Genomic DNA, 11,686 nt, shown 5'->3' on the forward strand with positions numbered 1-11,686 from the left:
GCCGGTCACCCAGTCGACGCCGGCCGCGACGCCGGCGAAGCTGCCGGATCCGGTGCAGCCGAGCACCTTGACCGCGGTCAGCCTGACGGCCTTGGCTACGCCGTATTGAGCCCCGCCAACGGTGCCGGCGACGTGGGTGCCGTGCCCGTTGCAGTCGGTGTTGTTGCCATCGCCCGTGGTGTTGGTCAGGAACGTCGCCCGGCCACCGAAGGTCTCGTGCGTTGTCCGGATGCCGGTGTCGATCACGTAGGCGGCGACGTTGCTGGCCCTGGTGTCGAAGGTGTAGCTGTTGTCCAGCGGCAGGTCGCGCTGATCGACCCGGTCAAGTCCCCAGGACGGCGGGTTGGGCTGCACGTCCAGAATGCGCACGGTCCGGTCCTGCTGGACGAAGGCGACCGCGGGGTCGGCGGCCACCGTGCGGGCCTGCTGTTCGGTCATGGTCGCCGCGTAGCCGTGTAGTGCGGCGCGATAGGTGTACCTGGCCTGGCCTCCGTACTTCGCCGTGGCGGTCCGGACGTGGCTGTCCACGTTCTGCGTGGACACCGAGTCCTTGAACACCACGACGTAGCTGTTCGGGATGGCATCGACCGAGTCGGTGTACAGCACCTGGCCTTGGGCCGCGGCGGCTGGCACTGCCATACCCACACACGTCACGGCGGCCGCCGCCGCGACGAACCCGAGCCCGGCCAGGCGGCCTAACCGTGATGTTCGGGATTGAGCGACTACACCCATAGTTGCTCCTTCGCAGGGGGGCACATGCGACCCCCGCCCTCGTGGGGTCGCATGTGGATGGAGATTGAGTGGGGCGTTCGCGAACGAACGAATTCAGGTTCAACCGGTATCGCCGGTAACGCAAGAGAGTCGAACCGCTTCAGAGGGTCGCCTTATGAACAGTACTGTTCGAATTGGGAACAGGTTGCTCCGTTTGGCCGATAGCTGAATGTGGCCGTTGTCCGCATGAACGGGACAACGGCCACATCCGGTCAGAATTTCACCCGGTCACAGATCAAGCGTCCAGGTGTCGATGCGGCCGGTGTCGGCCGCCGCGGCGTCGCGGACCCGCAGGTTCCACGTGCCGTTCGGCGCCTCGCCGGACAGGTTGACGGTGTAGGTCTGGTTGATGTTGTCGGCGCTGCCGCCGGTGCGGTTGTGCAGCGTGTAGGTCGTGCCGTCCGGCGCGACCAGCGTGACGACCAGGTCACCGATCCAGGTGTGCACGATGTGCACCTCGACCGTGCTGCTGGCCGAGGCCGTGGTGCAGCCGGAGACGGTGACTGGGCTGTTCACGGTGGACAGGTCCGGGATCGCCACATCGGTGCCGTTGGTGACGGCCGGGCACGGTCCGGGCGGCGGCGGGGTGCCTCCGGTGCCGGTGAACAGCAGCGTGTTCGGCGAGCCGGTGCCCGGGTTCGTGATCTTGTTCGCGGTGCCGTTGGTCTTCAGCGCGGTCTGCACCGCCGCCGGGGTCGCCGACGGGTTGGCCGACAGGTACAGCGCCGCCGCGCCGGCCACGTGCGGGGTGGCCATCGAGGTGCCGCTGATCGTGTTGGTCGCGGTGTCGTTGGTGTTCCAGGACGAGGTGATGCCGTCGCCCGGCGCGAAGATGTCGGTGCAGGTGCCGAAGTTGGAGAACGAGGCCCGCGCGTCGGTGCGGGTGCTGGCGTTCACCGTGATCGCCTCGGTCACCCGGGCCGGGGTGAAGTTGCACGCGTTGGAGTTGGAGTTGCCGGAGGCGATCGCGTAGCTGACGCCGTCGGCGATGGAGTTGCGTACCGCGTTCTCGGTGGCGGCGTCGGAGCCCTGTGCGCCCAGGCTCATGTTGGCCACCGCCGGAGCGCCGGCCGCGTGCTGGGCCGTCACGTAGTCGATGCCCTGCGCCACGCCGGCGAAGCTGCCGGAGCCGGCGCAGTCGAGCACCTTCACCGCGACCAGGCGCACGTTCTTGGCCAGGCCGTACTGCGCGCCGCCGATGGTGCCGGCGACGTGGGTGCCGTGCCCGTTGCAGTCGGTGTTGTTGCCGTCGCCCGTGGTGTTGGTGCCCCACGTCGCGCGGCCGCCGAACGTGCTGTGCGTGGTCCGGATGCCGGTGTCGATCACGTACGCGGTCACGCCGGACCCGTCGGCGGTGTAGGAGTACTTGGCGTCCAGCGGCAGGTCCCGCTGGTCGACCCGGTCCAACCCCCAGGACGGCGGGTTGAGCTGGTCGGTGAGCGCGTGCACGGTCCGGTCCTGCTGCACGTAGGCGACCGCCGGGTCGGCGGCCAACTGCCGCGCAGCCTGCTCGCTCATGGTGGCCGCGTAGCCGCGCAGCGCGGCGCGGTAGGTGTAGGTGACCTTGCCGCCGTACTTCGCGGTGGCCGTCTGCACCTGGCCGTCGACGCTCTGGGTGGAGACCTGGGCGTCCTTGAACACGACGACGTACTGGTTCGGGATCGCGTCCGCCGAGCCGGCGTAGAGCACGTCGGCCTCCGCAGCCGCCGGGGTCGCGGCGCCGATGGCGGTCGCCACGGCCGCGGCCGCGGCGAACCCGAGGCCGGCGAGCCGGCGGAATGATCTATCCCGAGTTGCTGCCATAGCTGGATCTCCTTGTCGCAGGGTGCACGCGACCGTCAGCCCTCGATCGGGCCGCATGCAGTTGGAGGATGGAGTCCACACTTGTCGGCGGCTTGCGGTAACGCAAGAGAGTCGGCCAGTTTCTCACCGTCGCGCTTTGAACAGATGCTCCACTCGGGAACGGATTACGCCGTCTGGATCAAGAAAAGCGGCTGGATGCGGCGTGTCGGACCGGCGCACTTCAATCTCCGCGACGGACGGGCCCCAGAATCTGCTGCTCGGCCTGGGTGGTCACCAGGCGGAACGGCTTCCACAGGTTCCGGCCGAGCGCCACCACCTGCTCGTCGGTCAGCGTGGTGAGCTGGTGCACCATCGGCGGTGGCAGCCGCCAGATCCGGGCCGCGAGCTGTGCCTGGCCGACCGGCAACCGCTGCAGCAGCACCAGGTCCGCCGCGTTGGCGGTCGCCCCGGCCTGCGGATGCATGTACGGCAGCACGTAGACGGTGGTCTGCCACGGCGCACGCGGCGGAAACAGCTCCTGCGGCGTCGGGCCGCCGTCGTGCACCACCAGCAGCGGGCCGTCCTCGGACGGGCGGGGCAGTTCGACCGGACTGAGCCGGCGGATCTGCACCAGCGGCGCCGGCCGGCCGTCCGGGCCGGTGCCCGCGGCCTTCTGCAGCACCTGCCAGGCCGCCGGGCGGCCGGTCGCGACCACCACCCAGGCACCCACCGCCATCGCGCGCAGCGCCACCTGCCGGGCCAGATACAACCCGCCCACCACGACGATCCGGGTCGGGGCCGGCCGCAGCGCCGACATGGTCAGCGGCTCGCCCTGCAACCCCGAGCCGACCACCATCCCGCCGCGGTCGCCGGACGGGCTCACCGCGTCCAGCATCGCCGGCGTCACCAGGAACTCCTGGGCCAGCCCACGATCTCCGCCCTGGGTGTCGAGCAGCCGGCTCGACCCCGTCTTGTTACTCATGCTGTGTTCCTCAGGCTCGCTTCGCTCGCGAGAGCCGGCCTCCTCATGCCCGTGCTCCCAAGGGAAGGGTGGCGGCCAGGCCGGCGACCTGCAGGCCGCGCAACGGGGTCAGGGTGATGCCGAGGCGGTCGGCGATGGCGGTGAGCCGCTCGTCGGCGTGGGCCAGCTCGCGCGGGGTGCGGGCGCTCACCCGGACCAGCCCGCGCAGCCCGACCTGGTTGTCCTCGCTGCCCGGGGAGATCGACATCGTCACGGTCGCCGACAGCGCCCGCACTCCCGTCAGGGCGTTGAGGCTGGTCGCCGCCTTGCCCCGGGGCCAGCCGGTGACCGCGTAGCTGGCATGGCCGACGCCGGCCGCGGTCACGCCGGTCCACCGCTCCCGCAGCCCGACCCGCACCGGGCCGCCGTCGCCGGAGGTGGAGCCGGCCGCCGCGGTCAGCTCGGCCGCCGAGATGCCGGCCTTGAGCAGCTCGTCCGGGTCCAGCGGACGGGTCGGCACACCGCGCGACTCCAGGGCGTTGCGCACCCGGGACAGCGCGCCGATCAGCGCTCGGTGCGCACCGACCACGCCGCCGCCGCGCTCCCGGACCGCCGCCGGGCAGCGGCGCGGATCCAGCCGGACCGCGACCCAGGTGGTGCGCCGGGCGGCCGCCGGCAGCGGGCCCAGCACCTCCAGGTAGGAGGCGAGCGCGGGCGAGTTGGGCGGCAGCGCCGCACTACCCGGATAGCAGTGCCAGATGACCTGGATGGCGTCCAGCACCACGCCGCGGTCCTCCAGGCAGGGCGCCAGTGCGCCGAGCGGCAGGTTCGGCGCCCCGCCGATCTGGCTGACCAGCGCGGGAGCCGGGTCGACCAGCAGCACGGCCGTCCAGGTGCCCTCATGCCAGGCGAGTCCCAGCGGGTGCCGCTCGTGGTCCACGGCGTGCGCGACGACCAGGTCGGGAACGACCACCCGGAGCAGCCCGACCCGCGGGTCGTCCGGCCCGGTGACCGTCGACACCTCGGCCTCGGCCAGCGACTGCACCGACACGTGGTCGGTGGCCCGGCTGACCCGGCTGTGCGACCGGAACGCGTAGCGCACGGTCAGCCCGATCCACTGGGTGAACCACCGGCCGTTCCAGCGCAGGAACGCGACCACCAGGGCCAGCCCGGCGACGCCGATCGCCACCCACTTGAGGTTCAGGTCGATCGCGAGCAGCACCAGGCCGATCGCGACCCCGACCTCCAGCACGACCAGGTTCGTCACCGGCAGCGCGCCCAGGCTCGCGCCGCTGGTGCGCCGCCGGGCGGCCATCACCGGGCGCGGCGGGGTCGGCGGCCGGGGTCCGTCGGGGTGGCCGCCGGCCGGTGGCGGACCGCCCGGTCCGCCGGGTCCGCCCGTGGCGCCGGGACCGGGCTGCCGTGGTGGCTGGCCCGGCGGCGTCCCGCCCGGTCGTGGTGGCGTAGTCACCGACATCCGCTCGTTCTCTCTCCCCTGGTCCTGCCCGGTTTGGCCCAGAACGCACCTGCGCGTCGGCCCGGACGGCTATTCTGCGAACCGTACCGCGAGTGGGAGAGCTGCAGGCCGAGAATGCCGTCAACACCGACAACCAAATCACAGGTCCAGGCGTATCGCTTCGTGCTCAGGCGCATGCAGTCGGCGCTGGTGCGCAAGGACGCCGTGATGCTGCACGACCCGATGCGCACGCACAGCCGGGCCACCATCGTCGGCGTGTGTCTGGCCGCTGTCGGGGTGGTCGGCTTCCTGATCTGGGGTCTGCTCAGCCCGTCTCCGAAGCCGCCGAACGAAGACGGCATCGTGATCAGCAAACAGTCCGGGCAGGTCTACGTTCTGGTCAACAATCCGCGTCAGCTGATTCCTGTGTTCAACCTCGCATCGGCCCGGCTGCTGCTGCATTCGCGGCAGAATCCCGACGCCCCGGGCACCGGCGCGCCGCAGGCGTCCGGCGGGGCCGTTGACGTCGTGCAGCCGACCATGGTCGACGAGAAGGAACTGCGGGACATTCCGCGCGGGCGGATGAGCGGTATCCAGAACGGCCCGTCGATGCTGCCCCGGGACGACCAGCGGATCGACGCGCGGTGGGCGGTCTGCGACGAGTACAAGCTCGACCTGAGCCTGAACGACCCGGCCAGCCAGGGCAACGTCGAGACCACCGTGCTTGCCGGCGTGGCGGACTTCGGCCCGGAGCTGGCCAAGACGCACGCGCTGCTGGTGCAGGCCCCGAACAACGTGGTGTACCTGGTCTACCGGACCCCGGTGAACGCCAACATCCGCAACGCCAACGCGGTGCGCGCCAAGGTCAACATGGACAACGGCGCGGTGAAGGCGGCGCTCAACCTGGACAGCGGCAGCGTGCGCAAGATCACCACCGGCCTGCTCAACGCGATCACCGAGGCGCCCGAGCTCAAGGCGCCCGCGATCGCCGGCCGGGGTGAGACGCCGGACGGGTTCGACGTCGAGGGCCTCAAGGTCGGCGCGGTGTTCCAGGTCCAGCGGGCCGGCGTGGCCACCCAGGACATCTACGTGGTGCAGCGCAAGGGCATCGAGCCGATCAAGCGCAGCACGGCCGACCTGATCCGGTTCACCGAGTCGCTCAGCGCACCGGAGATCCCCACGATCTCGCCGTCGGCCATCACCGACGTGCCGGACAAGAACGTCGACCAGATCAACGACGTGGACTCCCCGGAGGCCCAGCCGGAGATCCTCAACCCGGTCTCCAACCGGGTGGCCTGCCTCGGCTGGAGCATCGAGGGTGAGGGCGCCAACGCCGAGCCGCACACGGCCGTGCACGTCGGCAGCGACGTGCCGCTGCCCAAGCGCCCGGACGGCACGCCATACCCGACGGTCGGGATCAGCACTCCCGGCGGCGACGGTCAGCGCATCGACCACTTCTTCATGCCGCCCGGCCGCGCGGCCGTGGTCCGCGGCGCCGCGTCCAAGGAGGAGTTCGAGACCGGTCCGATCTACCTGATCTCCGACACCGGCGTGAAGTACGGGGTGCCGGACACCCAGACCGCGCAGATCCTCGGCCTGGGCAACCAACGGCCCGCGTACCTGCCGATCACCAACCTCCTGCCCAACGGCGCCCAGCTCAACACCCGCGAGGTCCGCCAGACCTACGACTCCATCCCCGTGGGCCCCGGCGTCTTCACCACGCCAGGCCAACCCAACGGCGGTCCCTGACGGGCGAAGTGGCGACTCGCCGGGCCGCAACGGGGGACTCGCGGGTCAGAGGCCGGGGGCCGCGCCTTCGCCTTCGGCGATCAGGACGGTGATCATGGCGATCCAGCCGACGACGAATGTCATGATCCAGAACCAGTGCTTGGTGAGCAGGCGGGTCATGGCGAGGGAACCTTCCTGGAAACGGGGACGGCGTGACGTGTGCTCGCTGGACAGCCCCGGCGGGCTACCCAGCTAGAGCCATCGGTTCCGCCGGAAGGTTCGGTAGAGGAACACGCAGGCGACCAGGATCAGCACCATCACCAGCGGATAGCCGAAATGCCAGCGCAGCTCCGGCATGTAGTCGAAGTTCATGCCGTACACGCCGACCACCATGGTGGGCACCGCGATGATCGCCGCCCATGAGGTGATCTTGCGCATGTCCGAGCTCTGCTGCAGCGTGATCTTGGCAAGGGTGGCGTCGACCAGGGTGGTGAGCAGCTCGTCGAAGCTCGCCACCTGTTCCGACACCGTGGTCAGGTGGTCGTCCACGTCCCGGAAGTAGGAGCGCACCTCGACCGGCACCAGCGGCGAGTAGCCCTCTGCCAGCCGGCGCAGCGGGGTGGCCAGCGGCCGCACCGCCCGGCGCAGCTCCAGCACCTCGCGCTTCATCAGGTACATCTGCTCGGCGCCGATCGGGCTGTTCGGCGCGAACACCATCGACTCGATCTCGTCGATGTCCTCCTCGATCGCCGCCGTGACCGCGAGGTAGCTGTCCACCACCCGGTCGGCGATCGCGTGCAGCACGGCGGCCGGACCGTGGGCGAGCCGCTGCTGGTCCGCCTCGAGGTCGGCGCGCAGGCCGTGCAGCCCGGAGTGCTGGCCGTGCCGCACCGTGACGATGAAGTTCCGGCCGAGGAACGCCATGATCTCGCCGGTCTCCACGATCTCGTTGGCCGTGGTCGGCGAGTCGTGCTCCACGTAGCGCACGGTCTTGAGCACCATGAACAGTGTGTCGTCGTAGCGTTCGAGCTTGGGGCGCTGATGTGCGACGACGGCGTCCTCGACCGCGAGGGCGTGCAGCCCGAAGGTCTCCGCGATGCCCTGGATCTGCTCGTCGTCGGGCTCGAACAGGCCGATCCAGACGAACCCCGCACCGCGTCGCCGCACCTCGGCGATGGCGTCGCCGTGGGACCACCGCTCGGCGAGCCGCCTGCCGTCCAGGTACACACCGCAGTCGACGACGGAGGTGGCCGGCGGCGCGGCCACCTGGTTGGGTGTCACACGATTGGTCCGGCCACGCAGGCCGGGCAGCGAGGGAATCGTCGGCATGTGGTCCTCCACCTGGGTCACGTCGTGGTCGGACGCGTCCCGGCTGGAGCCACGAGGCCGGTCAGTGACCTCGGGGACCTCCGGAGGGGACGCGCCTGGTACTGCCCCCGCACGTGCTGTCGGCGGAATGGGGGTCGCCCATGCGTCCTCACCTCCTCTGGTCGCGGTGTTTGCTGGACACCAATTGTCGAGAGTACCCCCATCTCGATCAGTGGCCCAACGTGGCACTCCCCGTAGTGGGCCGGTGCCATCGCTCACAGACCAGTTGCGCGGGCCGGGTACCGGACGGGCAGACTGTGCACGTTTCACGTGCGGAGACGGAGGCGTGACGTGCAGTTCGGCCGGTACTACGAGGAGTTCGAGGTCGGTGCGGTGTACAAGCACTGGCCGGGCAAGACGGTCACCGAGTACGACGACCACCTGTTCTGCCTGCTCACGATGAACCACCATCCGCTGCACATGGACGCGCACTACGCGGAGAACACCACGGATTTCGGCCGCAACGTGGTGGTCGGGAACTACGTCTACTCGCTGGTGCTCGGCATGTCGGTGCCGGACGTTTCCGGCAAGGCGATAGCCAACCTCGAGATCGAGTCGCTACGGCATGTCAAGCCGACCTTCCATGGCGACACCATCTACGGCGAGACCGAGGTGCTCGACAAGACTCCGTCGAAATCCAAGGACGACCGGGGCGTGGTCTACGTCGAAACCCGCGGCTACAAGCAGGACGGCACCGTGGTGCTCATCTTCCGCCGCAAGGTGATGGTGCCCAAGCGGTCCTACGGCGAGGCCCGGGGCGGCGAGCAGCCCGGCCGCCCGGTGCCGCGCGAGGACTGAGGGGGAGCCATGGCCGCCGTGCAACTGGAGCTGGTGCAGCGCAGGATGCGGCGGTTCGCCACGGTCGAGACCGTCCCGGCGTCGCCGCTCTACCACCACCTCGCCGAGAAGACCGCCGAGGATCCGGAGATCTGCGCGCTGCTCACCGTGGCCAGCGAGGAGTTCGCGACGCCGACCCTGCTGCTGGCCGCGGTACACCGGACGTTGCAGGCCAACCCGTTCCACGAGCTGACCAACTACTACCCGTCCCTGGGCGGAAACTACGGCGTGGACGGCGCCACCTGGCCGTTGTTCCGCTCGTTCGTGCTGGAGCGGGCGGACGCGATCCGGAACCTGGTCGCCACGCACACCACGCAGACCAACGAGGTCGGCCGGGCCGCGCTGCTCTACCCGGCCATCGCACTGGCCGCGTCGCGCACCAAGGGTCCGGTCGGACTGCTCGAGGTGGGGTGCAGCGCCGGCCTGTTGCTGAACCTGGACCGCTACGGCTACCGCTACCAGACCGAGCAGGCCGGGCAACTGGTCGCCGGCCCGGCCCGGGCGGCCGTCGGCCTGCACTGCGCGCTGGAACTGGCTCCCGGCGCCACCTTGCCCGCGCTGCCCAAGAAGATCGCGGTCGGCGCCCGGATCGGGCTGGACCGGGCGCCGGTCGACCTGACCGACGAGGACCAGTACGCGTGGCTGGAGGCCTGCATCTGGGCGGACCAGCCGGACCGGTCGCGGCGCTTCGCCGCCGCGGCCGGCGCGCAGCGCGGTGACCGCCCGGAGCTGATCACCGGTGACGCCATCGACGACCTGCCGGCCGCGGCCGCCCGCATCCCGGCCGGGCTTCCGGTCGTGGTGATCACCAGCCTGGCGTTGCTCTACCTGCCCACCGAGCGACAGCTTGCCTTTCTGGCGGCGCTGTCCGACCTCGCGGCGCGCCGGACGGTGAGCTGGGTCAGCCATGAGGAGTACGCCTCGGCGCTCGCGCACCTGCTGCCGGACCAGACGGATCTGGTACGGGGCAAGGGAGAGCCGAGCTTCGGCGTGCTCGGTCTGGTGCGCTGGGAGCAGGGGCGGCCGGTGGCCCGGGCGCTGGCCCGGACCGCATGGCACGGCCAGCGGATGACCTGGCTGGGGTCCTGACCCGGTCCGGGCGCGCTCAGGGAACCTGGCCCCACTCGCGCAGGGTCTCGGCCAGTTCGGGAATGAGCCGGCCGGTCCGCTGCAGCGCGGCGAACCCGGCGGAGTCCACCCAGGCCGCGTCGCGTGCGTCGTCGCCGGGGCGCAGCGTGCCGCCGGCCAGTTCGCAGGCGTAGTCGTAGATCACGTAGACTCCGTTCGGCGCGGCTCGTTCCACGCTGCCGACGAGGGGGCCCGGTCGCACCGAAAGACCGGTCTCCTCGAGCAGTTCGCGCGCCAGCGCGGTGGCGTCGCTTTCGCCGGCCTCGACCCGGCCGCCCGGCAGTGACCACATTCCGCGGCCCGGTTCGTTGTTGCGCTGAACGAGGAGCAGCCGTCCCGCAGAGTCACGAACAATTGCGCCGACGCACCTGATAATCCGAACGCCGGAGTCAGTCACGAACACACAGCGTAGCTCCTACTGCGGTAGGCGTACGAGGTACTGACCCAAGAGCGGTACTGGGCTCCCATTGTTCGCCGAAGTACGGTAGAAATTTTTATGAGGGCAAGATCACTTTCGAAGGGACAGGGCAGCCGCCGTGAAAATGAAGAAGGTCCTCATTATTGTTGGTGTTGCCTTGGTGGTGTTCTTTTTGATCAGCCAACCGGTGCAGTCCGCGCAACTGGTGAACGACATCCTGGCCGGCCTGAAGAACGCCGCGGAGGCCGTGATCACCTTCGTACGCTCGGTATTCCAGGGCTGACCAGGTAACGTCAGGGCATGTTCGCGCCACGGGACCCGGACGAGTACCTACTCGACTCCGAACGTCGAGTGATCCGGGTGCGCCGGCACTGGGCGTCCCTGCTGTGGGACACCTTCGAAGCGGTCGCGCTCCTCGCCGTCTGCATGATGTTCTCCTACCTGCTGCCCCCCGAGGGCTGGGTGGTGCAGAACCTGCTGTGGTACGTGGCGCTGTTCGTGGTGCTCCGGTTCACCTACAAGGTGTTGATCTGGTGGGTCGAGCGGATCGTGGTCACCGACAAGCGCATCCTGATGACCACCGGGCTGTTCACCACCCGGGCGCTGATGATGCCGATCACCAAGGTCACCGACCTGACCTACAAGCGCACCCTGGGCGGGCGCATCCTCGGCTACGGCACCATGATCGTCGAGTCCGCCGGTCAGATCCAGGCGCTCAACCAGATCGAGTACCTGCCCAAGCCGGAGCAGGTCTTCGACGCGATCTCCAAGCTGGTCTTCGGAAAGCCGGAGGACCAGCAGCCACCGCCCGGTGGCCGGCCGGCGCCGGCCCGGGCCGCGCGGTTCTCCATGATGCAGGCACGCAACATCGCGCAGGGCAGGAAGGCGGTCGGCTGACCGCCCCACCAGACTGGGCGCATGCGCATCGACCTGCACGCCCATTCCACCGCCTCGGACGGCACCGACAGCCCGGCTGAGCTGGTGCGGGCGGCCGTCCGGGCCGGGCTGGACGTGGTGGCGCTGACCGATCACGACGCCTTCGACGGACTGGACGAGGCCGTGGCGGCGGGCGCCCGGGAAGGCCTCATCGTCGTGCGCGGGATGGAGCTTTCCTGCTCCCGGCACGGCCAGAGTGTCCACCTGCTCGCGTACGGTGCGGACCCGGACGACCCCGAGCTGGGTCAGGAGATGGCCCGGGTCCAGGACGGTCGCAGCGACCGGCTGCGACCCGTGCTGG

Annotated in this window: 12 protein-coding genes; 6 read left to right on the top strand and 6 right to left on the bottom strand. The window is 70.0% G+C overall.

The window, feature by feature from the left end:
- The 4 genes from VFO68_RS15180 to eccE all read right to left on the bottom strand — a co-directional run.
- A partial coding sequence (locus VFO68_RS15180; protein ID WP_325158923.1) for a S8 family serine peptidase occupies positions 1-639 on the bottom strand: 639 nt, incomplete at its 3' end.
- 360 nt (positions 640-999) lie between these two features.
- A complete protein-coding gene (locus VFO68_RS15185; RefSeq protein WP_325158924.1) occupies positions 1,000-2,574 on the bottom strand; it encodes a S8 family peptidase in 1,575 nt (524 codons plus the stop codon).
- 220 nt (positions 2,575-2,794) lie between these two features.
- On the bottom strand, positions 2,795-3,535 hold the full coding sequence (locus VFO68_RS15190) for a hypothetical protein (RefSeq protein WP_325158925.1): 741 nt from the start codon (positions 3,533-3,535) through the stop codon (positions 2,795-2,797).
- A 43-nt stretch (positions 3,536-3,578) separates the two neighbouring features.
- Complete coding sequence (eccE, locus tag VFO68_RS15195; protein ID WP_414635512.1) at positions 3,579-4,781, bottom strand: type VII secretion protein EccE; 1,203 nt, start codon at positions 4,779-4,781, stop codon at positions 3,579-3,581.
- A 324-nt stretch (positions 4,782-5,105) separates the two neighbouring features.
- Here eccE and eccB point away from each other — a divergent pair, with 324 nt between their 5' ends.
- On the top strand, positions 5,106-6,719 hold the full coding sequence (eccB, locus tag VFO68_RS15200) for a type VII secretion protein EccB (protein WP_325158926.1): 1,614 nt from the start codon (positions 5,106-5,108) through the stop codon (positions 6,717-6,719).
- Between the two features lie 231 nt (positions 6,720-6,950).
- Here the strand turns inward: eccB and VFO68_RS15205 are convergent, their stop codons facing one another.
- Positions 6,951-8,027 (bottom strand): magnesium and cobalt transport protein CorA, encoded by a 1,077-nt coding sequence (locus VFO68_RS15205; RefSeq protein ID WP_325158927.1) that lies wholly within the window; start codon positions 8,025-8,027, stop codon positions 6,951-6,953.
- A gap of 330 nt (positions 8,028-8,357) precedes the next feature.
- Between VFO68_RS15205 and VFO68_RS15210 the strand changes: the two genes are divergently transcribed.
- Both VFO68_RS15210 and VFO68_RS15215 read left to right on the top strand, forming a co-directional pair.
- Positions 8,358-8,864, top strand: coding sequence for a MaoC family dehydratase (locus VFO68_RS15210; RefSeq protein WP_325158928.1), 507 nt, complete (start codon positions 8,358-8,360; stop codon positions 8,862-8,864).
- 9 nt (positions 8,865-8,873) lie between these two features.
- Positions 8,874-9,992: a DUF2332 domain-containing protein gene (locus tag VFO68_RS15215; RefSeq protein ID WP_325158929.1), complete on the top strand. Its 1,119-nt coding sequence runs from the start codon at positions 8,874-8,876 to the stop codon at positions 9,990-9,992.
- 16 nt (positions 9,993-10,008) lie between these two features.
- Here the strand turns inward: VFO68_RS15215 and VFO68_RS15220 are convergent, their stop codons facing one another.
- Positions 10,009-10,434: an NUDIX hydrolase gene (locus VFO68_RS15220; protein ID WP_325158930.1), complete on the bottom strand. Its 426-nt coding sequence runs from the start codon at positions 10,432-10,434 to the stop codon at positions 10,009-10,011.
- A gap of 133 nt (positions 10,435-10,567) precedes the next feature.
- On the opposite strand from VFO68_RS15220, the gene VFO68_RS15225 reads away from it, so the two are divergent.
- The 3 genes from VFO68_RS15225 to VFO68_RS15235 all read left to right on the top strand — a co-directional run.
- Positions 10,568-10,732, top strand: coding sequence for a hypothetical protein (locus VFO68_RS15225; RefSeq protein WP_325158934.1), 165 nt, complete (start codon positions 10,568-10,570; stop codon positions 10,730-10,732).
- Between the two features lie 17 nt (positions 10,733-10,749).
- Positions 10,750-11,346, top strand: a complete 597-nt coding sequence (locus tag VFO68_RS15230; protein WP_325158931.1) for a PH domain-containing protein — start codon at positions 10,750-10,752, stop codon at positions 11,344-11,346.
- A gap of 21 nt (positions 11,347-11,367) precedes the next feature.
- Positions 11,368-11,686: PHP domain-containing protein (locus tag VFO68_RS15235; protein ID WP_325158932.1), on the top strand; the 319-nt coding region annotated here is incomplete at its 3' end.

The organism is Actinophytocola sp. (assembly GCF_035712165.1).
GTDB lineage: Bacteria > Actinomycetota > Actinomycetes > Mycobacteriales > Pseudonocardiaceae > DASYTH01.

Bases quoted from the DNA above. Each gene is read 5' to 3' on its own strand.
- VFO68_RS15185 (WP_325158924.1), bottom strand. From the start codon at position 2,574: ATGGCAGCAACTCGGGATAGATCATTCCGCCGGCTCGCCGGCCTCGGG.
- VFO68_RS15190 (WP_325158925.1), bottom strand. From the start codon at position 3,535: ATGAGTAACAAGACGGGGTCGAGCCGGCTGCTCGACACCCAGGGCGGA.
- eccB (WP_325158926.1), top strand. From the start codon at position 5,106: ATGCCGTCAACACCGACAACCAAATCACAGGTCCAGGCGTATCGCTTC.
- VFO68_RS15205 (WP_325158927.1), bottom strand. From the start codon at position 8,027: ATGCCGACGATTCCCTCGCTGCCCGGCCTGCGTGGCCGGACCAATCGT.
- VFO68_RS15215 (WP_325158929.1), top strand. From the start codon at position 8,874: ATGGCCGCCGTGCAACTGGAGCTGGTGCAGCGCAGGATGCGGCGGTTC.
- VFO68_RS15230 (WP_325158931.1), top strand. From the start codon at position 10,750: ATGTTCGCGCCACGGGACCCGGACGAGTACCTACTCGACTCCGAACGT.